Source organism: Rickettsia felis URRWXCal2, assembly GCA_000012145.1.
GTDB classification, from domain to species: Bacteria; Pseudomonadota; Alphaproteobacteria; order Rickettsiales; family Rickettsiaceae; genus Rickettsia; species Rickettsia felis.
Genome location: CP000053.1, coordinates 1,421,606 through 1,445,658 on the forward strand (window position 1 = coordinate 1,421,606; position 24,053 = coordinate 1,445,658).

The window sequence follows — 24,053 nt, forward strand, 5'->3', positions numbered from 1 at the left end:
TACAGAATTAATGGATTATTAAAATGGGAATTACCGTATTAAAAAACGAAGGATTGGATTTTCATGCAAGAATCTCTACTCCTTTAAGTGAGATAGATGACGATATTCAAAAAGAATTACTTGATTTAACCAAAAAAGTTAAAATAGCAGGTTTTAGAGCCGGTAAAGTACCTGTTTCAATTGTTAAGAAAAAATACGGTACTTCCGTCAGGAATGATATAATAGAAAGAAGAATTAACCATTCAGTAAATCACGTTATTAAAGAACATAATCTAAATATAATCGGTAGACCCAAAATTGAAGAATTGCAAAACGAACCCGATAAAGCTTTAGAATTTACCGTAAAAATAGAGCTATTACCTAAAATTACTATTCCGGATTTAAAGAAAATCTCACTAGATCGTCCAAAATTAGAAGTAAACTCTAAAGATGTTGAAGAACAACTAGAAAAACTTGCCGCATTAACAAAAAGCTATACTAAAGAAAGCAAAGCAAAAATAAAAGACGGAGTTCAGGTTACTATTGATGCAATCGGGTACATCAAGGATGAAGCTTTTGAAGGCGGTAAATTAAATGATTTTAAGGTAGTAATAGGTAGTAATGCACTTATTCCAGGTTTTGAGAAACAATTAATAGGTTCTAAAACAGGTAGTGAAGTAGATGTTAATGTTACTTTTCCTGAAAATTACCATGCTAAAGATTTAGCAGGTAAAGATGCTCGTTTTGCAGTACAAATTAAATCAGTACATACTGCAGAACCTACTGTTATTGATGAGGAGTTTGCTAAAAAATTCCAAAGTAATAGCCTTGAAGAATTGCGTACACATTTTGCTAAACAAATAGAAAACGAATCGGAAGAAGCTATTAATACTATAATGAAAATGAACTTATTTGATAAGTTAGAAAAATTGTTAGATTTTGACGTACCGGAATCTTTATTAGAGCAAGAAAAAAATATTCTAAAGTCCGAGACCGATAAAAATGACCAAGATGAATCATTATTAAAAGATAAATCCCCTAAAGAAATAACAGAATATTATAATAAATTAGCCCTACGCCGTGTGCGAATAGGCTTATTACTTGCTGAATACGCAAAATCTAAAAATTTGCAATTAGAGCCCGATGATTTAAGAAAAGTTATTATGCAACAAGCACGTAATTTTCCTGGGCAGGAAAATATGATATTTGATTTTTATAAAAATAATCCTAGAGCAATTGAAGGACTTAAAGGTCCTGCCTTAGAAGATAAAGCTGTACAATATATATTTAATAACGAAATAAAGCTTAAAGAAAAGAAATATACTAAGGAAGAGCTAGAGAAATATCTAGAGGCAGAAGAGCAACGTATTACTTTGATTTAAGGTTTATTAATTGTCATTGCGAGTGGATATATTGCGTGGACCCCTAATCGTCATTGCGAGGAGCGAAGCGACGTGGCAATCCAGAAAAAGATTAAAAAAATTCTGTAAATCAGAATTTTTTACTGGATTGCTTCGTCAATTACTCCGTAATTTTCCTCGCAATGACGGAAAACCGGTCCACGCGGTGAGCAATGCCCGTCTTTCTTAGCTCCGGCAATATATTACTCCTGATTTTTTATAGTCTTTAAAGCTAGTTTAACTATTTTATTTACCCCTAGATTAGTGTAGGTAGAGATAGGAAAAACTTCTTTATTAGTAGCTTTCTGCAACTCATTTATTTTTTCTTGTATTTCCTCATCGGTAAGAACATCACATTTATTAAGACATATGATTTCGATTTTATTTTTTAGATAATCGGAATATGACTCAAGCTCAAGACGTACTGTATTATAATCTGCCATTACATCATTACTAGAGCCGTCTATTAAATGTATTAATACATTACATCTTTCTATATGCTTTAAGAATTTATCGCCAAGTCCGTGACCTTGATGAGCTCCCTCGATCAAGCCTGGAATATCGGCTATGACAAACTCTTCGTCATCAACATATACCACTCCAAGATTCGGCACTAAAGTAGTAAAGGGATAATCGGCAATTTTAGGCTTGGCTGCCGTTACAACAGATAAAAAAGTAGATTTACCGGCATTTGGAAGACCAACAAGCCCAACATCAGAGAGCAATTTTAAGCTTAAATGAATCCACATTTCTTCGGCAATTTCCCCTTCCGTACGCTTTCTTGGAGCCTGATTAACCGACGTTTTGAAATGGCTGTTACCGAGACCGCCGCTTCCTCCTTTAATTATTTCAAAGCTTTGGTCATCCTCAGTGAAGTCATGCAATAATATATTGCCGTCCTCGGAAAAGATTTGAGTACCGATGGGAACATCAAGAGCTAACGATTTTCCTGATTTACCGCTTCTATTTGAACCTTTACCGTTTTCACCGTTTTCTGCGGTAAAATGCTGTTTATATCGATAATTTACTAGCGTATTAAGATGGTGATTACTCCTAAAAATAACACTACCGCCACGTCCACCGTCACCGCCGTCCGGTCCGCCTCTGTCAATAAATTTCTCACGATGGAAACTAACACAACCATTGCCGCCGTTTCCACCTTTTATACATATTTTAACTTCATCAATAAAATTCATACTTGCCTTAATTTTTTTATGTCATTCCCGCATGGCATTGTTGCGTAGAAATGATATATACCTCGAGTAAATGAAGAGTTGGTATACGAAGCTCAATTTGGAAAAGAGCAAGGAGTCTGTAAGCCGAGGAGCGGAGCGTATACTTAATACGTGAGCATCCGAGGTCTTACAAAGACGACGCAGCCAATTTTTCAAATTCAGCGAGTATACTCTACCTCTCCCCGATACCCTTATACTCTCTATGTACATAACCGGTGTAAAGCTGTCTAGGTCTGCTGATTTTTTGTTCAGGGTCTTCGTGCATTTCTTTCCACTGTGCCATCCAGCCTACGGTTCTTGCTATTGCAAAAAGTACCGTAAACATTTGCGACGGTATACCCATAGCTTTATAGATAATACCTGAATAAAAATCAACATTTGGATATAATTTTCTCTCAATAAAATATTCATCTTTAAGAGCGATAGCTTCAAGTTCTATTGCTATTTGCAAAAGCGGATTGTTTTCTAGCTGTCCGAGTTCCTTTAATACTTCTTTGCAAGTTTCTTTAAGTACTGCGGCACGTGGGTCATAGTTTTTATAAACACGATGACCGAAACCCATTAACCTAAACGGATCATTTTTATCCTTAGCTTTAGCTATATATTTAGGAATATTCTCAGAACTACCGATTTCTTTAAGCATATTTATTACCGCTTCATTAGCCCCGCCGTGGGCAGGCCCCCAAAGTGAGGCAATCCCTGTACTTACGCAAGCAAAAGGGTTAGCCCCGGATGAGCCGGCAATTCGGACTGTTGAAGTAGAAGCGTTCTGCTCATGGTCAGCATGCAGAATAAATATTTTATTAAGAGCATTTTTTATTATTGGATTTACTTTATATTTTGTACAAGGCGTTGCAAACATCATATGCAGAAAATTTTCAGTAAAATCTAACGAATTATCAGGATAAATAAACGGTTGTCCTATAGAATATTTATAGGACATTGCGGCGATAGTTGGTATCTTAGCAATCATTCTAATAGCGGTAAGTTCGTAGTCTGCTTCTTTAAAATTCAGTAAATCAGGATAAAATGCCGAAAGAGAACCAACGGCCGCAAGCATAATAGCCATAGGATGAGAAGAGCTACAAAATGTTTGAAATAAATAGTGTAATCTTTCATTCACTAATGAATGATGAGCAACCTGTTTAGTGAAATTATTATACTGCTCGATGCTTGGCAATTCTCCGTAGATTAGCAAATATGCCACTTCTAAAAAATCACTTTTCTCGGCTAAATCTTTAATGTCATATCCTCGATGTCGCAAGATTCCTTTATCACCGTCTATATAAGTGATAGTAGACTGACAAGAAGCAGTAGACATAAAGCCCGGGTCATAAGTAAAACAATCGGCTTCCGAAGATACCCTGCTTATATCGATTACATCCTCACCAATACTTGCTTTAAGTATAGGTAATTTAAATATTTTTCCTCTGATTTTTAATTCGGCAAATTCTGAATCATTACTATTTTCATTGGTCATATGGATATACCCTTTGTTGTTATATATCAATATAACCTTAATTTCAGAAAATTAGAAATGAATTATTATTTATGAGGATTTAAAAATTTTCTATATTGCGATACGAACTTATAATACGTAAAATTTGTAAAGGGCTGGTATTAGGATCATAAATAATATAATAATTATATACAATCCAAAAGCGTAAGGGTTTATTTGTTAAATCTTCACGTTTACTTCCCATGTTAGGATTATTAGCTAATTTATAAAAAGCTTGTTCCAAGCATTCTAGTACGTTATCAGCTGCTCTAATACTATCATTTGTTATATAAAGCCAAATATCTTTGATATCTTGTTTAGCTTGGCTAGTTAAAATTTTTAACCATTGTTTTTTAAATAAGCTTTACGAAAATCACGAATATCTTGTAACGCTTTTTCTCCTGGAATTAATTTACCTTCAGCAGCTTGGTCTAAACCAATCTGTATTTCGTGATTAAGCCATGTTTTATAATTTTCAAACTGAGCATTTTGAGAAATATTTTCAGATTTGACCATTAAACGTAATGCTGCTCTTATAACTTCACTTGAAGAATGGTAAAAGCCGCTTTCTACCTGTCTATTTACATATTTTTCAAGTTCAGGAGTTAAAGAAACATTCATAATATTACCTTTAGAATAGCAATAATTGATATTAGCATAACATTATATGTTATTTCAAGAAGATTTAAGCTTAAATTTTTTAGCTAATGAGCAAACCCGTATTCACCAAATACTCCTTAATCTTTAGTAAATCATACCAAGAGGTACGTTTTTGCATAGGTTGGCGAAGTAAATAAGCAGGATGGAAAATTGCCGTAGTTTGGATAGGAGCGGATAGATATTTATTGGTATAAAAATAATATTCTTGTCTAATTTTAGTAATACCCGAATTTTTTCCAAGTAAGCTAGTTGCAGCCGTGCTACCGACTAGAATAATTAGCTTCGGGTTAATAAGAGCAATATGTTTCTCGACAAACGGTCTACAAATATCGACTTCTTCGAGTGTTGGCTGTCTATTAGCGGGAGGACGCCAAAATACCGTATTAGTAATATAAGCGTTATTTTTCCGTGAAATTCCGATAGCGTACAGCATATTATCAAGTAAATTGCCGCTTTCGCCGCAAAAAGGTATTCCTTTCAAATCCTCAGTACTTCCGGGAGCTTCGCCTATTAACATAATTTTAGCTTCCAAATTACCATCACCGAAAACCGTATTAGTAGCAAATTTCTTAAGTTCACAACCATTAAAATTTAGTAGAGATTCTTTTAGTTCTTCGATATTATTAGCTTTATCGGCAAGAGATCTTGCTAGGGTTATATTATCATGAACTTTATCATTCATATTGAATGCAGTTTCTTTTGTAGACATAAGTTTTACTTGTGGCTTTTCAGTTAGTTCAGTATTATTACATACCTTTAATTTCGGCGGGTGTTCTAGGCAGTAATATTCAACCCCGATTGCACTTAACCATTTAAGCGTATTATTCATTATCTTAAAATAAAATATGTTAACATATAATGTACCAAGCGAACTAAATAATATAAGGCTCGATAAAGCTTTATTACATCTTTTTAAGAATGTACAGGGTAATTCAGAAAATTTCAGACAAGATGAATTTCAAGGCGAGCCTGCGGAGCGTATATTAACACGTGAGTACAGGCGAGACCTGCAAAATTCGCTTGTATCAAGTTTTCTGAATTACCCTGTTTCTAGAAACCAAATCCAAAAAGCTATTAAGAATTCGCAAGTACTAGTTAATGATGTAATTATTTCTGATCCTGATGTTTTGGTCAAGGAGAATGATGTTATATTATTTTCTTTTAAAGAACCTGAAGAGCTAAAAATTGCAGCAGCAAATATAGCACTTGATATAATTTACGAAGATGATGATTTAATAGTAATTAACAAAGCCGCAGGTATGACGGTACACCCAGGGGCAGGACATCATGATGATACGCTTGTTAATGCATTACTTTATCATACGAAGAATCTATCGGATATAGGTTCAGCAGAAAGACCCGGGATAGTGCATCGTTTAGATAAAGACACTACAGGTTTGATGGTGGTTGCTAAAAATAATAAAGCACATATGCTACTTGCAAATCAGATAGAACAAAGGCAGGTAATACGGAAATATAAAGCGTTAGTTTGGGGAGTAATTAATCCGCTAGAAGGAGTCATTAAGAATAATATCGGTCGCAGTAGAGTAGACCGCCAAAAAATGACCATATTAAAATATGGCGGTAAAGAAGCCGTGACACATTATAAAACTCTAGAATTGTTTCACAAGGGTACTATTAGTATGGTGGAGTGCAAACTTAGTACGGGCAGAACTCACCAAATTAGAGTGCAGCTAAGCCATTTAAAGCATTCGGTAGTAGGCGACCAAACTTATGGTAATAATGACCGAAAAATTGCTCATTCCCTGCCTGAACTAAAAGCAAAATTAATTGATTTTAAACGCCAAGCCCTGCATTCTTGGTATTTAAGCTTTACTCATCCGACTAGTAATGAAATTATGAAATTTTCTTGTGAGTTGCCAAGGGATATGGAAGAGATTATAGCCACCGATGCATTGCACAAATTCATTGAACTTAAGAAACAAGCTTCTTTGGATAGTATAGAAGATATTTTAGAGATGAAAAATCTAGGTAGAAAATGAGAACTTGACATAAATTGTATTACAACTATAATTACATCATGTGTTTATAATTGTAATACTTAAGAGTTATGTCTGCACTTACTGTAAGATTACCCGATGATTTAGCCGAGGAAGTAGCTAAAAGGGCTAAAAAACTTCATATTTCACGTAGTCAGTATATTAGAAGATCTATTGAAACTATGAATAAAAGCCTATATGAGCAAGAAAGGAAAGAAAAATTATTTGCAATTAGTATGCGTACAAGAAAAGAAAGCATGAAAATAAATTCTGAATTTTCTAATATAGAGCATGACCCTAAAAATTAATCTCGGAGAAATTTGGCTTGCCGATTTAAATCCTAGAGTTGGTAGTGAGCTTGGTAAAACAAGACCTGTATTGTTTATTCAAGATCAAGTATTATTAGATGCAAATCACCCGTCTACTTTAATCATCCTTTTAACAACTAATTTAATAGATGATGCTTTTCCTTTACGAATTCGTATTAAAGCTCATAATAAATTAGAAAGAGATTCAGATCTTTTAATAGACCAAATACGTAGTATAATAATAAACGGTTAATTTTAGGTCCTCTAACTACTTGCAGCCCCATCATTATGCAAACAATATATAAAGCAATATTAGAAGTTATAGGAGTTGGACCTGTTCCGTGCAATATTCTATAAAACAAGTCTTGAGTAAAGCATCAGATAAATTAAATAAAATAGGTATCAGTTCGTCGCAATTAGAAGCACGAATCTTACTACGGTATGTTATAAATAAACCTATCGAATATTTGCTTATTAATCTTGATGAGCAGTTAAATGAAGTTGAGATAGAAGCTTTTGAAAAACTGTTAGAGAGAAGATTAAAGCATGAACCGATAGCGTATATTATAGGCATTAAAGAATTTTACTCACGTGAATTTATTGTTAATAAACATGTGTTAATCCCCCGTGCGGATACGGAGGTTTTGGTTGATGTATGTGTACATAAATCTTCATTGCGAGCGACTAAAAGGAGCGTGGCAATCTCAGGAATTTTGTCTAAGATTGCTTCGTCTACGCCTATGGCGTCTTCTCGCAATGACGAATACACAAAAATCCTCGAACTCGGTACAGGTAGCGGTTGCATTGCTATCAGCCTATTATGTGAACTACCAAACGCTAGGGTAGTAGCTACTGATATCAGTCTTGATGCTATAGAAGTTGCTAGAAATAATGCTCTAAAATATCACGTAACGGATCGAATTCAGATTATTCACAGTAATTGGTTTGAAAATCTAGGAAAGCAAAAATTTGATGTTATAGTTAGCAACCCGCCATATATCTCTACAGACGAAAAACCAGAAATGGCACTTGAGACACTAAACCACGAGCCGTATATTGCATTATTTGCTGAAGAAGATGGCTTGCAGGCTTACCGCATAATTGCCGAAAATGCAAAAAAATTCTTAAAACCAAACGGTAAGATTGTATTAGAAATAGGCTTTAAACAAGAAGAAGCGGTAACCCAAATTTTCTTAAGTAATGGTTATAATATTGAAAGCGTTTATAAGGATCTACAAGGTCACAGTAGAGTAATATTATTTTCTCCTATTAATCTCAATCGTTCATATGCAAGGCGAATCGGTAAAAGCTTATCAGGGCTGCAACAAAATTTATTAGATAACGAACTACCGAAATATTTATTTTCCAAAGAAAAGCTTATTGATGAAAAACGTAAAATCTTTTTAGAAATAGGTTTTGGTATGGGCGAGCATTTCATTAACCAAGCCAAAATGAATCCTGATGCACTTTTTATCGGGGTAGAGGTATATTTAAACGGCGTTGCAAATGTTTTAAAGCTTGCGAGTGAGCAGAATATCACAAATTTTTTATTATTTCCTAACAATTTAGATTTTATATTAAACGATTTACCAAATAATAGTTTAGATGGAATTTATATTTTATTTCCTGATCCATGGATAAAAAATAAGCAAAAAAAGAAACGTATTTTCAATAAAGAACGGCTTAAGATTTTACAGGATAAACTAAAAGATAACGGTAATTTAGTATTTGCTTCCGATATCGAAAATTATTTTTATGAAGCAATAGAGTTAATAGAGCAGAACAGTAATTTTAAAATTATGAATAAAAATAATTATTTAAAGCCGCATGATAATTATGTAATTACCAAATATCATCAAAAAGCTATTAAGGCGAATAGAATACCGAGATTTATAATTTTGCAGCACGTTTCAGGCGATCATTAATTGCAGCCCCTATATTCACTCGAGGTATAGGAGCAACTGCTATACCTCTTACATCATGAGAGGCAGCATAATCATCAAGTATTCTTAAATAAGCGTAAAGATTTGCAGCAGCTTCTATAAGTTCACCTTTAAGGCTTAAGTTTAATGAAAATTTTCCCGTAAGATTACTATTGCCAAAATTTAATCCAATTTCTCTATCCTCTAAATTTGTAGCATTTAATCTAACCGGCACATTAGGAGAATAGTGCTTTGCAAGCATTCCAGGAGCTTTTACAACGTCATTTGTTACTTTAAAAACTTTTACCCCAAGTACTTCTTCTAAAATTTCAGCAGTTATAAAGCCCTCTCTTAGTATAGTAGGAGTAGCGGTTGTTGTATCGATTATCGTTGACTCTAAACCATATTCAGATTGATAAATTTCAGGTGCTAAAATAAAAATTTCCTGATTATCCTTAAAATGTTTTGTAACATGCTCGGCGTTAGTCGGACTAATATAGTTTGAAGGGTTAGCACTTGGGGCGGCTATAGGTACACCTGATTGTCTGATAAGTTCTAATGCTAGCGGATAAGACGGTATCCGAATCGCTATTGTATTAAGCCCTGCCGTTACACTAGGAGCAATATTTGCATTCTCTTTTAAAGAGACAACTATAGATAATGGTCCAGGCCAAAATTTTTCTGCTATTTTTGTAGCTAAATCATTAAACTCGCCTATTTCTTTTGCTTGCTCTATGGATGATACATGCACAATAAGCGGATTAATAGCAGGACGATTTTTAAACTGAAAAATCTTTAAACACGCCTCATTATTTGTAGCATCTGCTCCAATTCCATAAACTGTTTCGGTTGGAAAAACAACTACCTTGCCGGATTTTATAAATTGAACTGCTTTACTGAACATTAATTTAGTTATTTTGGTTTTTACTAATTCAGTGTCATACCGTGGCCCCTCCACGGTATCCAGAAAAACAACTAAAAATATCAATAATATTGATATTTTAACTGGATCCCGTGAATAAATCACGGGATGACAGAGGTAGAAGTGATTCACACATCAATGCCATACGAGGATAACGAGTCTACAGACGACAAAACTTAGCTACTTTATCAAATAACTCGCAAATATTATGTAATAACGATAAGCGATTTTCTGCGATTTTTGGATCAGGATCATTAACTAGTACATTATCAAAAAAGCTAGTAATTGGAGTTAATAGAAACGATAATAAATTTAAAGCTTTGTTGTAATCTTTATCTGATATACTACTTGTAACCTGTGGAGAAATTTTTTGCATCACTTCAAATAATTCTTTCTCAGGTTGTGTACTAAAGAGGCTCGCATCAACTAAACCGGTAATTTTCTGACCATCAATTATATTACTTGCTCGTTTGTAAGCATTTAATAATTGCTTGCCTGCGTCTTCTACTAAAAATTCTTTTAACGAATCAAGCTTAAATTTTGTATCTACTAAATTTAAGTCAAGAGCTGCATTAATTAATGCAATATCATAGTCATTTTTAAAGTAAAATTTTGCTCTTTCTTCAAAGAAAGATGTTATTAAATCTTTATCTGCTGAATTTCCATATAACTTTAAGGAAAAAATAATTAAATCATTTAAATTTAGCTCTAATTTATTTTCAAGTATTATTCTTATTATGCCAAGAGCTTGACGTCTTAAGGCATATGGATCGCCTGAACCTGTTGGGGCTTCACCCGCTATCATTAGACCGACTAAACTATCCACCTTATCGGCTAAAGCAAGCAGTGCTGCATTTCCACCTGGTACATTATCGCTCAAACCTTGCGGTTTATAATGATCTTTGATTGCAGCGGCTACTTCTTCGCCTAATCCCTCATGTTTTGCATAATAATAGCCCATAATACCTTGCAAATCAGGAAATTCTCCAACCATCTCAGAAACAAGATCGCTTTTGCAAAGTTTAGCTGCTGTAATTAAATCTGTATTGTCTAGAGCTGTATAACTACAAATTTTAGCTACACGCTCAACTTTTTCTCTTAAATTACCAAGTTTTGCATGAAACGTTACAGCTTCTAATTTACCTAATCTTGATTCTAAAGTTTTAGCTATATCTTGTTTATAAAAATATAAAGCATCCGAAAGACGTGCAGATAGCACTTTTTCATTACCTTTAATAACGAGTTCGGCATTTGCAAATCTACCATTACTGACAAAGAGAAAATATTGTGCGAAATTTCCTTCTTTATCGAATAGACAGAAATATTTCTGATGTGTACGCATCGAAGAAATAAGTACTTCTTTAGGTAGCTCTAAGAATTTTTGTGGGATTTTTCCAAGTAGCACAACAGGAAATTCACTAAGCCCTGCTACTTCTTCAATTAAACGATTATCTTCTTTTATGTTTAGATTACGAGAATTTGCCAGTTCCAATAAACCTGTTTTAATTATTTCTTCTCTCTTTGTTCTTTCTAAAATAACGTGATTTTCTGAAAGCTTATTTTTGTAATCCTCAAAATCTGTTACTTCTAATTTTTTATTATCAGTTAAGCGATAGCGATGCCCGTACGCAATATTATTAGCCGTTAAATGCCCAAATTGCAGTGGTAGTACTTCGCCATCAAATATACATAAAATATTTCTCAGAGGTCTAATCCATTTTATTTTGTAATCACCCCAAAACATCGATTTTGCCCAGCTATATTTATTAATAGCCTCTATAATAATCTCCGGCAAAATTTCTTTTATCTCTCTTTCTTCTGTCTTTTTGACAAAGAAATAATATAGCTGATTATTAATTAATTTAGTAGAAAGCTCTAATTTACTAACGTTATGAGCTTTACAAAACCCATTAATTGCAGCTTCCGGAGCATCTATGCTCGGTCCTTTAATTTCCGTTTCTTTTGGTAGAGTTACTTTCGGTAAGTGGGTAGCATACAATGTTATCCTACGAGGTCCTGCAAACGCTTGTACTTTTGCAAATATTTCGTTTTCTTCAAAAATTTTCGTGAATATGTTTAAATAACCCTCTTCAGCATTTTTTTGCATGAATGCAGGTATTTCTTCACTAAATAGCTCTAATAATAATTCACTCACCGCTTAACTCCAACCATTTCATACAACAAATTTTAGCTAAGTGCCGTACTCTTAAAATATAAGAGGCACGCTCAGTAACGCTAATTACCCCAAGTGCATTTAGTTGATTAAATGTATGACTTGCCTTAAGGCATTCATCATAAGCAGCTAACGGCACATCTCCGTCAACCAGTCTTTTGCATTCCTCTTCACTATCTTTGAAATGTCGCAGTAACATTTTACTATTTGCAAGCTCTAAATTATATTTTGAAAATTGTCTTTCAGCCTCAAAATCCACTTCACCGTATTTTAAAGCTTTTTCTCCTATTTGCCCATTCCAATCAAGTTCTTTTACTTCATCGACACCTTGAATATATAACGCAAGTCTCTCTAAGCCATAAGTGATTTCACCGGCAACGGGACGACATTCAATACCGCCGATTTGCTGCATATAAGTAAATTGGGATACTTCCATACCGTTACACCATACTTCCCAGCCAAGCCCTGCAGCACCTAAGGTTGGCGATTCCCAATCATCTTCGACAAAACGAATATCATGTTTTTTTAAATCTATTCCTAAACATTCTAAACTTTTAAGATATAGCTCTTGAATATTATCCGGCGATGGCTTTAAGATAACCTGAAACTGATAGTAATGTTGCATTCTGTTAGGGTGCATGCCGTATCTGCTATCGCCTGGTCTTCTTGATGGCTGAACATATGCAACAGACCAAGGTTTTGAGCCAAGACATCTAAGTACCGTTGCAGGGTGAAACGTACCTGCTCCAACATGTGCATCGTAAGGCTGCAAGATTGCACAGCCGTAATCCTGCCAGTAATTTTGCAAGGCTAGTATAATTTGCTGAAATGATAGTTTTTTCATAAGAAGTTATATATTAGAACTCAAATTCTCTAGCTTTGCCTTTTGCTCTTTGAATATCTAATTCATCACATTTAGCCATACTGAGTAAATGCTCTATGAAACTAAGTTTTGTAGGTTTCTTATCCTCTATCTCTGTAGATGCAATTGTTTTTGTATCGTTTTTATTAGTATCTTGTTCCGAATATTGCATAATTTTAATATTTAATGTTAGTTTAAAATAATGTTGTTGCATAGCTCATATTTTTTCGTCATTGCGAGGAAATTACGTAGTAATTGACGAAGCAATCTCAGGATATTTGACGAGATTGCCACGCAGCCTACGGCTGCTCGCAATGACGAAATAGCATAACACAAAGTTCTTAATAATACTCCTTACCGATCTCGATTTTAGGACGGTTATTAGCTACCCGCCAATCGTTAGTATCACGGAAAGAATAAACACAGCCGCAAAATTCTTGTTTATAAAAATTCTCTTCTTTGGCGATTTCATACATCCTACTAGCACCACCGTCTTTACGCCAATTATAAGTCCAATATGTTATCCCCTCATAATGAGATGCGGCTCTAATTCCTGATTCATTAATTTGGTTCATATCTTTCCATCTAGAAATACCAAGCGAACTAGTTATAACCTTAAAACCGTTTTCATAAGCATATAAAGCCGTACGCTCGAAACGCATATCAAAACACATTGTGCAGCGTTTACCTCTCTCAGGCTCAAACTCCATCCCTTTAGCACGCCTAAACCAATTTTGCGGATCATAATCTGCGTCGATAAATTCTATATTATGCTTCTCAGCAAACTTAATATTTTCATTCTTACGAAGCTCATATTCTTTTTTAGGATGAATATTAGGATTATAGAAAAAAAGCGTAAACTTAATACCGGTATCGATCATTTTCTCCATTAAAGGACTAACGCACGGAGCACAACAACAATGTAGTAAAACCTTACTTTCACCATCCGGTACTTCAAAAATTTCACTCATGATTAGCTGACCAAATTCTTTTTATATGTCTCTTTATAGAATTTTAGGATTATAGAAGATAACAAAGCAAGTGCAATTAAATAATATGCAATAGCATAATTGTCTCCGGTAACTTTCGTTAGTATCATTGCTAACATTGGAGCAGTACCGCCAAATATAGCAGCTGCAAGGTTGTATGAAAGTGCAACACCGGTAAATCTTATGCTAGTTGGAAATATCTCTACTAAAACCGTTGGGATAGGTCCCATATAAATAGCGATAATTCCAGCAAATATTACTTGAGATATTATGGCTAAAGTAAAATTCATTGATCCTAAGGCTAGAAAAATAGGATAGACTGATAAAATTAACAAGATAATCCCCCATATTAGTACAGGACGCCGCCCCACTTTATCCGAAACATACGCAGATATAGGAAATACTATCATCATTACGATTAATATTATACTACTAACAATTGTGCTTTGCTGACTAGTATAACCAAGCGTTTGCATAAAATTACCGATAAAAACCGTAGAAGTATAAAAAGGAGCAGTTACGGTAATATAAAGACCAAGTGCGATAATTAGTTCTTTTGGGTATTTTGTTAATGTTTCTCGTAAAGGAAAACGTGCTAAACGCCCTGTTTCCTTAGCTTTTTTATAAATAGGACTTTCTGCTAGGTTTTTTCTAATATATAAACCTACAGAGCTAATAAATAAACCGGTAATAAAAGGTATTCTCCAACCCCATTCAAATAGCATATCGGCGGGCATAAAATAAGAAAAACCGGCTGCTGTAGCAAGTCCAAGCAGCATACCGCCACACATACTAACGAATGAGCTACTCCCCGCAAGTCCTCGCTGCTCGAACGAAGCATGTTCTACAATATACGAAATACAACCGCTAAACTCCCCTCCTAAAGAAAAACCTTGTATGAGTCTTATAACAGTTAAAATAATAGGAGCGGCAATACCTATAGTTTTATAGCCTGGTAAGAGACCTATCCCGGCAGTCGGTATTGCCATAGTTATAATACCCATTACCAAAGCGGTACGTCTGCCGAATCTATCACCGATATTACCGAAAATAATACCGCCGAGCGGTCGTACTATAAAGCCTGCAGCAAATACCGCAAAAGTTAAAGTCTCTCGTATTTCTGAATCCGGAAAAAAATGCTGCCCTATAATATAAGCAAATTGAGCATATAATGCATAATCATACCATTCTAAAGCATTGCCGATCATGCCGGATATTACTACTTTTCTCATTAAGTTATTTTATTGATTTTAAAAAAGATAATAAGAGGAATATTTTATATTCTCAAGTAAAAACATAATCCGAACAAAATAAGAGAGTAGTTATACGAAGATCAAATTTAAAAAGAGCAAGGAGTCTGTAAGCCGAGGAGCGGAGCGTATATTAAACATTCAGCATCCGAGGACTTACAAAGACGACGTAGCCAATTTTTTAAGTGGGGCAAGTATACCCTATCTATGTTTTTCATTAACCACTTTCTTAGTTAATTTAGCATTTATTTGAGAAGGAGAAACTTTAATATTTTGTTTGATGTTTTTTGTTTTTTCTTGAGATAGAAGACTTTCTTTATCATTTTGTAATGTTTTCATAAACTTATCTATATTGCTTTGTTCTAGTTTTATTGCATTATCATTATTTAAAATTAATCCTCCAATTTTTTCACCAAGTTCAGGTGCATATCTGACTGCAAAAATCGATGCCGGTACAACTATGATAGAAAAAGCCGCTCCCGCAGTCGCAACACTAATTGCTCCGACTAATAAAGCACAAACAGCACCAGCGATTTTTCCGGTTGCTTGTTTAAATATATTACTTTTTTGTGTAAATGCTAAAGACATTTCTAATATTTTATTAAATTCTTTCTTTATATAGATTGTTGCTTCATCAATATTATTATATTTCTTCATTGCATACATTACAGAAGCCTTAAATAATTTTTTATGAGATTCCGCATAATTTATTATTTTGTCAAAATTCTTCTCTTTTAAAAGAGTTTTAAATATATTTTTAATTTTTTCTTTTTCGGTACTATTTATTTTTTCATCTCCAAAATAAACTTCTACAAGATTTTCTGCTATTATATCTTGTGATTGCTCTAAAATATTATTCTTATTTTGCTCATTTTCGTCTTCAGAAGTAATCATTATTGCAAATAACTCTAATGCTACGGAAAAATTATCATCGTTAATAACCCGCATACCTAAATAATTTTTGAGTCTAAAAATACATTTATTAATATATTTTTCAGCTTCTGGTTTAGAATTAAGCCTTAGCGTATAATCTATAGCAAGCATATTTGCAATAGTAGAGCAAGTAGATTTCGTAAGATTATTGACAAAATTATTAACAATATCTTTTTTAAATAAATTAGTATTTATGTTATAAAGTACTATTGCATTATTCATTTTAGTAATTTATTTTGAGGCTAATTCTCTGATATATAATATCAATTTAGCATAAATAAGATTAGAAGCATGATTCACTGAAAGTTTATATATATTCTTAGGCGTTAACACTTCTTCATTACGCACTCGTACAAAAGATATAAGAGTATTAGGAGGCATATAAGAATAAATTTCAGAGAATATTTTTAAAAAAGTCAAAAAATCTGCACAGGCATATTTTATATTTATGCTATAATTATTTACATGAATCGATTCACCTTCTCCTCCTTCAATCGCCTGAACATTATTTTTAAAAAATACTGAATTTATAGATACGTCTATAGGTTCTACTAAATCATATTTATTACTTAAGCTTTTTATTTTAGGAATTAGTTCTTGATAATTTAAGCAACTCACATTACTTGGAACGCTTAAATCTACATATTTTTTGTAAGATTCTAATATTTCTTCTTTAGAGTTAATGACAGAATAAAGCTTTAAAACTTCCTCTGTTAGATTTTCTTGTGAAACTTGTTTATCAAGAATAGATTTACTGTATTCTTGCTGGAAATTTTTTATTATCCAAATAGTTAAGGAAATAAAGAAGAAATATATAATAAATTGAAAGAATATAAGATTCTTTAAATACATAATATATTTTTCAAACATTATCTTTACCTTGGGTTATTAGGCTTTGGTTTTTCGTCATTGCGAGAAGAATTACATAGTAATTCGACGAAGCAATCTCAGGAACTTGTTATTATTTCATGAGATTGCCACGCGATCAAAGATCGCTCGCAATGACGTTTTTAGTTTAATCAAGTCTTATCGTCAACTATATTAACCGATAAAGGAATTACTACCTTACCGAATATATCAAGTATTTTATCCTTATATATAACATAATCTATCTGCAAATTAGATAATTTATTTTTTACGTTTTGCATATGATCATCTAACATCTTTAGAGATTCATCTACCGATAGATTATTAGTATGATATTTAAGTATTAATTTGATTATTAATTGTCTCTTAGAAACTAACAAAATATTATCTATATTTGTTAATTCCCATTTAATTTCTTCTAATTTAAAAGCCGGATTTAAAGCAATTATAAGTCTGTTAAGTAAATCAAACGGTAGCGGTACCGGTGCTTCTAGTAATTTTTCTATTACATATAAATCAGCTAGGCTAGTAGTATTTTTAATATAAGGATATTTATATTTGATACTATCATATTCTTGATTTGTTGCATAATATTTTTCATTAATAGAGTTTATGTCTTTGTAATTCTGTTTTGTATTATATTTAATAATACCGACCACTAATATTAATATTATAAGTAATGCACTATATAACTTAAATGTCAGATCCTTTATAGTAACTAGTTTTTTTATTGATTTTAAATTATTATTATAAGCGGGAAAACTCTTATATTCTAGAAACAGCCTACTAATATTCGTATCTATAAATCTTTCTTTTTCTAGAGTTTGCTTATTTAGTATATTATCAACCGGTATAAAGATTACAGGGCGATCTTCAAAATTTGTTGATTCTAATAAAGATTTTAACTCTTCATCTACTATAAGAATTATACAGGCTCTTTGGTCAAGATTACTTATATAGTTTTTAAATAATATAAAGCAATCATTAATTTCTTGTTCTATAATACCTTGAACATAGCCGGTTGTTTTACCAAATGGATACTCAAGATTTCTAATTGTTATTATATTATTTTTATGTTTGATAATAAATTTTATACCGCTAGCTTGTGAGACATATACACAAATTTGGAAATAATCATTATATTTATCATTTTCTATATTCTGAACTATTTTATTTATAATAACTTTTAGCTCTAACGTTAAAAAGTAAATTCCTTTTAAATCAAGCGATCTTTTATCTATAATACATGAAATTATATCACTTAAAGGTGTTTCAAATGGACACGACATAATTAAAGTCGACCAAATTTCACTTGGTGTAGTAGTAATTTCGTAAACACAATGTGCTATAATGTCTTCTTTATTAAAATAACCTTCGATAAATTGTTCAATAGGATCAATTTTAACTATTGACTGTAATATAGGTATTTGATCGTGCCGTGTCTTACATTCACTACCGTCAAGTAAAAAATAAATATCGCTTTTTGGAAATTTACTAAAAAAGTTTTTATAAGGGTTTAAGTCTATCTGTTCCTGAGTAGGGATAAATAATTTATCTAATAATTTATTATCAAGAAAAATACTAAGAAATACACCTTTATTACCTAGTAACACCGCGATCTTTTTTCTTTTGAAAGAAAATATTTTTAATTTTGTAACAAAATTAACAAAACGCAATTTGATCGAATCAAAAATATTTTTCATAAATAAATTTATTTTAATCATAATTCAGTGTATTTTACTATACTGGACGTCATTTCTGCGTGGGTACCCACACGGGCAACACCTAGCGAAAATGACATAATATTTAAATAATATATCTTACCATGACTAAATTTACCACCGAAGAAGTTAGAAGTAAATTTATAACTTACTTTAAAGCAAATAATCATACACATGTACCGGCTAGCTCGTTAATTCCACACAATGATCCTAGCTTAATGTTTGTTAATTCCGGAATGGTACAATTTAAAAATGTTTTTACCGGACAAGAAAAAAGACCTTATAACAAAGCGGTAACTAGTCAGAAATCTCTTAGAGCCGGCGGCAAGCATAACGACCTTGAGAATGTGGGTTATACAGCAAGACATCATACATTTTTTGAAATGCTAGGTAATTTTTCATTCGGTGACTATTTTAAAGAACAAGCCATATATTACGCTTGGAATTTATTGACTAAAGAATTTGAACTCCCAAAAGACAAGCTATATGTAACAGTCTATCATACCGACGAAGAAGCAGCTTCTTACTGGAAAAAAATAGCAGGATTTAGGGATGATCGCATAATAAGAATCAAAACAAATGATAATTTTTGGTCTATGGGCGATACGGGTCCTTGCGGTCCTTGCTCTGAAATTTTTTATGACCACGGAGAACAAATATACGGTGGGCTTCCTGGCACTAAGGACGAAGACGGTGACAGATTTATCGAGATTTGGAATATGGTATTTATGCAATATGAACAAATCGATAAAGATACTAGAATAGAGTTACCGCAAAAATCTATCGATACCGGTATGGGCCTTGAGCGTATGACGGCAGTATTACAGCATGTTAACAATAATTATGACATAGATTTATTTCAGGAAATAATTAATTTTACCGAAAATATAGTAAAAGTGAAAATAGAGGGAGAAGCTAAGTTTTCTTATAGAGTTATTGCTGACCACTTACGAGCAAGTAGCTTTTTAATAGCTGACGGTGTTATCCCTTCAAATGAGGGGCGTGGTTACGTACTTCGCCGTATTATGAGGCGAGCCATGAGGCATGCTCATATGTTAGGCAGCAAAGAGCCGCTTATGTATAAATTACTGCCAAAACTTGTTGATTTAATGGGGAATGTTTATCCTGAACTTAAGAGAGCAGAAAGCTTTATCAGCAGCATCTTAGAACAAGAGGAAATTAGGTTTAAAACTACTTTAGAACGTGGATTAAAGCTACTTACCGAAGAAACAGAAACGCTAACAAAAGGTAATGAGTTGTCGGGGGAAATAGCGTTCAAACTATATGATACTTATGGATTTCCGCTTGATTTAACCGAAGATATTCTAAAAAATCGTGATATTTCCGTTGATCATAAGAGATTTGAAGAGCAAATGCTTGCACAAAAAGAACGTGCTAGAAAATCTTGGCTTGGCTCCGGTGAGTCCAAAACCGATCAGCTATGGTTTGATATTAAAGAGCAGCATGGCAGCACTGAGTTTTTAGGATATACTCTTAATGAAGCAGAATGTAAAATAATCGCATTAATTAAAGATAATAATTTAGTTAATGATATAAAAGAAATAGATACGCAATTTCTGCTAATCAGCAACCAAACACCTTTTTACGGTGAGTCCGGCGGTCAAATGGGTGATATTGGGATGATATTTTCAAAAGATTCTGAAATAGAAGTAATAGATACGTTAAAATATTTAGGCTCTATTATAGTCCACAAATGTATTTTGAAAAAGGGACAGATTAAAATAGGCGAAAATGCTAATTTTAGTATAGATATCAAATATAGACAGAATTTAAGAATTCATCACTCGGCCACGCATATATTACATGCAGTACTACATGAGGTGCTTGGTAAACATGTTACACAAAAAGGTTCTTTAGTCGCTCCGACTTATTTACGTTTTGATATTAGCCATTCTAAAGCTGTGACTAATGAAGAAATCACTTTAATCGAAGATAAGGTAAATGAGATTATTAGAGATAATCATGAAGTAGATACTACATTAATGACAACTGAAGATGCAGTCAAACAAGGAGCTATGGCACTGTTTGGCGAGAAATACGACTCTGAGGTAAGAGTAGTTAAGATGGGTGAGACTTCTTTAGAATTATGCGGCGGTACGCATGTCAGACGTACCGGTGATATCGGTTGTTTTAAGATCACAAGCGAAAGTGCTATAGCGGCAGGAGTTCGCAGAATTGAAGCAGTTTGCGGTGAATTCGTAATTAAATTAATGAGAGAAAAGGACAGTTTACTTAAATCGATAGAAAGCAGTTTAAAGACTAATAAAAACGAACTTATTACTAAAGTTAATAATATTTTAGAACGTAATAAAGAGCTTGAGAAAGAGCTTGAAAAAGTCCATTTAGCCCGTTTAGATTTAAGTATAGAGCAGATTGAAAAGCAAGCTGAGGATATAAAAGGAGTTAAGTTAATTTATCGATATATAGAGAATTTAGACAATAAAGTATTGCGTCAGGCTGCAGAAAATTTAACGAAAAAAGTAGAAGATTTAATAGTAGTATATATTACGGGTAATAACGATAAATTATCTATTACGGTTGCAGTGAGTAAAGCTATAACAGACAAATACAAAGCAGGTATAATTGCAAAAGAACTCTCTTTGTTCTTAGGTGGCAGCGGCGGAGGTGGACAAGCAAGCCTTGCTCAAGCCGGAGGAAATGATATAGGTAAGTTAACTAACATCCAGGAAAAATTACATGGTTTATTAACAGTGTCGTAGTGTACTAATTTAGGAGGTGGTTGCGAGCAGGTATTGTTGCGTGGACCAGTAAAATCCACTGTGTTACCCCGTGGCTTGACCATGGGGTCCATAAAAACAATAAAAAATACTAATAATTTTAGTATTTTTAACTGGATCCCGTGGTCAAGCCCATAGTACCGGACATTTTTCCTCTATGTCATTCCCGCGTAGGCGGGAATCCAGCATAAAGCGAGATAAATCGAGCTTTTTAAAAAATCTTGTAGAACAAGATTTTTTAGCCTGGATCCCTGCTTTCGCAGGGATGACATAGAGAACTTTTTAAAAACTGTCCGGCACTATAGGTCAAGCCACGGGATGACAGAGGTGAAATTGTTCCACGCAGTCTACGACTGCTCGCAGTGACGGGGTGGTATCCACGCAACTATATATTATAATACCGTTAAATTCCCAAGTGCTTCTACTAACTTATGGTTATTAACAAAATTTTCTGCCTCAGAATGATTGCCGTAATGATCAAAATTTAGTAATAGTTCTTCTTGAGAATTTTTATAAAAAATGTTAGTAAATAAACGCATTTCGCCGTCAATTTTAACTTCTACTGCTTTATTTTGTAAAAATTTAATTCCATTGATACTTGTTTTACAATATGTAATACCTTTTTCTATAGCACGAGTAAAAGAATCAATGAGGTTCTTATCTAGTTTTTTTTCAACTTCTTTCGCAATTTTTGCAAAGCAATTAAGCCCTTTATATTTACCTATAAAAGTAACATCGTTTTTTATAATTTTTTGTTTATTGATATCCCAATCACCGGTAATTTTGTTATTAGTGATTTTTTGACTAATTTCAAAAAGTTTTTGTTGTTTTACCCGTTGATAATGAGCATGTATTTCTTTTGCATCATATTCTTATAAGCTCTTCTATATTTTCTGCTTTGTTATCTGTAGAGTAATTTGCAGAAATTTCTTGCTGTTTTTCTTCGGTTAATTGATTTGCATATTCTCTTGCTTTTTCTTTATTATTATTTAATAAAGAAGCAGCTATACCGATTTCTAAAGTTTCTTCGTTTTGAGGATCGTATTTTAAAGCGTTTTCTACCTTTTCAGGAACTGAACTAAATTCTTCATTAGCAATTAAAACAGTATTCGAGATATTAATTAAATCAGCTGCTTCTGCTGCTTGAAGGTTATTTTTATCAATAATAGCTTGATAATCGGATTTTAATTGGAGTAAAGTTTTAAATTTCCAAAGAGATTTACTTTGAAATAGCACTTCATCAGGAATTTTTTTTATAATTTCTTTTGCAAAATTAAATTGCTTAGTATGAATCGCAGTTGATAGTAATTCTGTATCGTTAGGACAAGTTTTAAGAAGTTTTTCAAAAGCAGTAATTTTATCATTATTCGAAAACCTACCTTCATTAAATTAAGCTATATATTCTAAATTTAAAATTGAAGAGTGTAGCGATTTAGGTAGCGTAGCTTTATTAATTACTTTCAACTTTTTTGTAGAAACACTAGATAAGTTACTAACCATTTCAAGAGTAGCTTTTAAATCTTTAGATGACAATGTACTTATATAATTGTCAGCATCTTCTAATTCATAACAATCTATATGAATTTTAATTAACTCTAAAATCGTTTCTTGATCATTCGGTAAATATTCTAAAGCAGCTAAGTAATATTTCTTTGTAGTTTGATAATCTGCTTTATAGGAATATGCGACTCCAAGGTTATAATAGCAACTACCTATATGTACCTTTGCTAAAGAAGCTTTATTATCTATGTTTGCTAGGGTATTTTCTAATAACTCTATTACTTCATCAAAATGCCCCTCTATAATTAAAGCATTAGAAAGATTTGTTAATACGTAAAAATTGTTTTGATAATGCTTTTTAATATTTGAAAAGCATTAATTTGTGATTCCGGTTCTAATAGAGTTATTAATTTAGCAATAATGTTAGAACATTCGGTGTATTTATCATATTTACTTGCTGAAAACACGGTTAAGTGTAAGTCTGCATTTTTTAATACTTCTTTTATTAATTCTTCAGCGGTTTGTTTATGATCATTTTTTATAGCGGCGTATACAGCAACCTCCGTAGCTTGTATTTTTAAAAAAATACTTTCTTTGTATTCCAAGTTATTAATTTTGTTTGATTTAAAACCATATAAATAAGAATTTTTTCCTATTTGATAGTCATAAATATTTTTGGATATTTTTGTAATTTTGTATCTATCAAGCAATTTATTACTTATAAATTCTTCATAGTTATAATTAATAAATAATGCCTGCATAGTATTTTGCATAGCGATTATTTCATTTTTTGGAGATAAATAATTTAATAAATAAACCACCATTTCTATAGCAGACTTAACATTTTTTACCGGAGCAATAGAGTCATATAATAATTGTAAGTCTAGATTTGTTTCTGACACACATGCTAATTCTTTAGAAGTATTCGTGGTGGCCAAAATGTTTTTACCTTCAGGAAAAGTAATAGCTTGGGGATTATTGGGTTTAGATTGTAAAGCTCCTTGATTCATCATAATAATTAACCAATCATTAATTTTTTAGTGAATTAAATACTATTTTGATTTTTTGTAAATAG

General features: G+C 32.7%; 24 protein-coding genes and 2 pseudogenes. 8 read left to right on the forward strand and 18 right to left on the reverse strand.

Annotation, left to right across the window (positions count from 1 at the left end):
- The first annotated feature begins 23 nt into the window (after window positions 1–23).
- Both tig and RF_RS11735 read left to right on the forward strand, forming a co-directional pair.
- Window positions 24–1,361 carry a trigger factor gene (gene tig / locus RF_RS07055; protein WP_011271636.1) on the forward strand — a complete coding sequence of 446 codons (1,338 nt, stop codon included), beginning with the start codon at window positions 24–26 and terminating at the stop codon, window positions 1,359–1,361.
- 30 nt (window positions 1,362–1,391) lie between these two features.
- Window positions 1,392–1,539: pseudogene (locus RF_RS11735) on the forward strand (lytic transglycosylase domain-containing protein); the annotation flags it as partial.
- A gap of 43 nt (window positions 1,540–1,582) precedes the next feature.
- Here the strand turns inward: RF_RS11735 and obgE are convergent.
- Complete coding sequence (obgE, locus tag RF_RS07060; RefSeq protein ID WP_011271637.1) at window positions 1,583–2,575, reverse strand: GTPase ObgE; 993 nt, start codon at window positions 2,573–2,575, stop codon at window positions 1,583–1,585.
- 97 nt (window positions 2,576–2,672) lie between these two features.
- On the opposite strand from obgE, the pseudogene RF_RS11740 reads away from it, so the two are divergent.
- Window positions 2,673–2,772, forward strand: a pseudogene (locus RF_RS11740) (palindromic element RPE5 domain-containing protein); the annotation flags it as partial.
- A gap of 14 nt (window positions 2,773–2,786) precedes the next feature.
- Here RF_RS11740 and RF_RS07065 read toward each other — a convergent pair.
- From RF_RS07065 to RF_RS07080, 4 genes are all read right to left on the reverse strand, one after another.
- Window positions 2,787–4,094, reverse strand: a complete 1,308-nt coding sequence (locus RF_RS07065) for a citrate synthase (RefSeq protein ID WP_011271638.1) — start codon at window positions 4,092–4,094, stop codon at window positions 2,787–2,789.
- Between the two features lie 79 nt (window positions 4,095–4,173).
- Entirely contained in the window at window positions 4,174–4,449 is a 276-nt protein-coding gene (locus RF_RS07070; protein ID WP_318248861.1) for a type II toxin-antitoxin system RelE/ParE family toxin, read from the reverse strand.
- A gap of 2 nt (window positions 4,450–4,451) precedes the next feature.
- Entirely contained in the window at window positions 4,452–4,733 is a 282-nt protein-coding gene (locus RF_RS09430; RefSeq protein ID WP_011271639.1) for a type II toxin-antitoxin system ParD family antitoxin, read from the reverse strand.
- 79 nt (window positions 4,734–4,812) lie between these two features.
- Window positions 4,813–5,601 carry a uracil-DNA glycosylase gene (locus tag RF_RS07080; RefSeq protein ID WP_011271640.1) on the reverse strand — a complete coding sequence of 263 codons (789 nt, stop codon included), beginning with the start codon at window positions 5,599–5,601 and terminating at the stop codon, window positions 4,813–4,815.
- Between the two features lie 16 nt (window positions 5,602–5,617).
- Between RF_RS07080 and RF_RS07085 the strand changes: the two genes are divergently transcribed.
- The 4 genes from RF_RS07085 to trmB all read left to right on the forward strand — a co-directional run bounded on the left by RF_RS07085 (window position 5,618) and on the right by trmB (window position 9,005).
- Entirely contained in the window at window positions 5,618–6,775 is a 1,158-nt protein-coding gene (locus RF_RS07085; protein ID WP_011271641.1) for an RluA family pseudouridine synthase, read from the forward strand.
- A 68-nt stretch (window positions 6,776–6,843) separates the two neighbouring features.
- Window positions 6,844–7,080 carry a ribbon-helix-helix domain-containing protein gene (locus RF_RS07090; RefSeq protein WP_011271642.1) on the forward strand — a complete coding sequence of 79 codons (237 nt, stop codon included), beginning with the start codon at window positions 6,844–6,846 and terminating at the stop codon, window positions 7,078–7,080.
- Window positions 7,064–7,333: a type II toxin-antitoxin system PemK/MazF family toxin gene (locus tag RF_RS07095; RefSeq protein ID WP_011271643.1), complete on the forward strand. Its 270-nt coding sequence runs from the start codon at window positions 7,064–7,066 to the stop codon at window positions 7,331–7,333. Before RF_RS07090 ends, RF_RS07095 begins: the two co-directional genes overlap by 17 nt.
- Before the next feature lie 88 nt (window positions 7,334–7,421).
- Window positions 7,422–9,005 carry a bifunctional peptide chain release factor N(5)-glutamine methyltransferase PrmC/tRNA (guanosine(46)-N7)-methyltransferase TrmB gene (trmB, locus tag RF_RS07100; RefSeq protein ID WP_011271644.1) on the forward strand — a complete coding sequence of 528 codons (1,584 nt, stop codon included), beginning with the start codon at window positions 7,422–7,424 and terminating at the stop codon, window positions 9,003–9,005.
- Here trmB and RF_RS07105 read toward each other — a convergent pair.
- The 9 genes from RF_RS07105 to RF_RS07145 form a co-directional block, all read right to left on the reverse strand.
- Window positions 8,971–9,906: an L-threonylcarbamoyladenylate synthase gene (locus tag RF_RS07105; protein ID WP_039595562.1), complete on the reverse strand. Its 936-nt coding sequence runs from the start codon at window positions 9,904–9,906 to the stop codon at window positions 8,971–8,973. The genes trmB and RF_RS07105 overlap by 35 nt on opposite strands.
- Window positions 9,907–10,084: 178 nt before the next feature.
- A complete protein-coding gene (glyS, locus tag RF_RS07110; protein ID WP_011271646.1) occupies window positions 10,085–12,079 on the reverse strand; it encodes a glycine--tRNA ligase subunit beta in 1,995 nt (664 codons plus the stop codon).
- Window positions 12,072–12,941, reverse strand: coding sequence for a glycine--tRNA ligase subunit alpha (locus RF_RS07115; protein WP_011271647.1), 870 nt, complete (start codon window positions 12,939–12,941; stop codon window positions 12,072–12,074). The genes glyS and RF_RS07115 overlap by 8 nt, the downstream gene beginning before the upstream one ends.
- A gap of 13 nt (window positions 12,942–12,954) precedes the next feature.
- Window positions 12,955–13,173 carry a hypothetical protein gene (locus tag RF_RS10705; RefSeq protein WP_039595229.1) on the reverse strand — a complete coding sequence of 73 codons (219 nt, stop codon included), beginning with the start codon at window positions 13,171–13,173 and terminating at the stop codon, window positions 12,955–12,957.
- Between the two features lie 127 nt (window positions 13,174–13,300).
- Window positions 13,301–13,930, reverse strand: a complete 630-nt coding sequence (locus tag RF_RS07125; RefSeq protein ID WP_011271648.1) for an epoxyqueuosine reductase QueH — start codon at window positions 13,928–13,930, stop codon at window positions 13,301–13,303.
- 2 nt (window positions 13,931–13,932) lie between these two features.
- On the reverse strand, window positions 13,933–15,180 hold the full coding sequence (locus tag RF_RS07130; protein ID WP_011271649.1) for a metabolite/H+ symporter: 1,248 nt from the start codon (window positions 15,178–15,180) through the stop codon (window positions 13,933–13,935).
- Window positions 15,181–15,399: 219 nt separating this feature from the next.
- The gene (locus RF_RS07135; RefSeq protein WP_011271650.1) at window positions 15,400–16,353 is read right to left on the reverse strand and encodes an RP853 family protein; all 954 of its coding nucleotides are present in this window, start codon (window positions 16,351–16,353) and stop codon (window positions 15,400–15,402) included.
- A 9-nt stretch (window positions 16,354–16,362) separates the two neighbouring features.
- A complete protein-coding gene (locus tag RF_RS07140; protein WP_011271651.1) occupies window positions 16,363–17,001 on the reverse strand; it encodes a hypothetical protein in 639 nt (212 codons plus the stop codon).
- Between the two features lie 149 nt (window positions 17,002–17,150).
- On the reverse strand, window positions 17,151–18,722 hold the full coding sequence (locus RF_RS07145) for a hypothetical protein (protein WP_011271652.1): 1,572 nt from the start codon (window positions 18,720–18,722) through the stop codon (window positions 17,151–17,153).
- Window positions 18,723–18,823: 101 nt separating this feature from the next.
- Between RF_RS07145 and alaS the strand changes: the two genes are divergently transcribed.
- On the forward strand, window positions 18,824–21,460 hold the full coding sequence (alaS, locus tag RF_RS07150; RefSeq protein WP_011271653.1) for an alanine--tRNA ligase: 2,637 nt from the start codon (window positions 18,824–18,826) through the stop codon (window positions 21,458–21,460).
- Between the two features lie 410 nt (window positions 21,461–21,870).
- Here the strand turns inward: alaS and RF_RS10710 are convergent, their stop codons facing one another.
- The 4 genes from RF_RS10710 to RF_RS08215 form a co-directional block, all read right to left on the reverse strand.
- Window positions 21,871–22,017 (reverse strand): hypothetical protein, encoded by a 147-nt coding sequence (locus tag RF_RS10710; protein ID WP_187145853.1) that lies wholly within the window; start codon window positions 22,015–22,017, stop codon window positions 21,871–21,873.
- A gap of 325 nt (window positions 22,018–22,342) precedes the next feature.
- Entirely contained in the window at window positions 22,343–22,714 is a 372-nt protein-coding gene (locus tag RF_RS07160; RefSeq protein WP_011271654.1) for a hypothetical protein, read from the reverse strand.
- Window positions 22,715–22,867: 153 nt separating this feature from the next.
- On the reverse strand, window positions 22,868–23,011 hold the full coding sequence (locus RF_RS10715) for a hypothetical protein (RefSeq protein WP_156110780.1): 144 nt from the start codon (window positions 23,009–23,011) through the stop codon (window positions 22,868–22,870).
- Window positions 23,012–23,304: 293 nt separating this feature from the next.
- Window positions 23,305–23,991, reverse strand: a complete 687-nt coding sequence (locus RF_RS08215; RefSeq protein ID WP_011271655.1) for a hypothetical protein — start codon at window positions 23,989–23,991, stop codon at window positions 23,305–23,307.
- Window positions 23,992–24,053 lie beyond the last annotated feature (62 nt).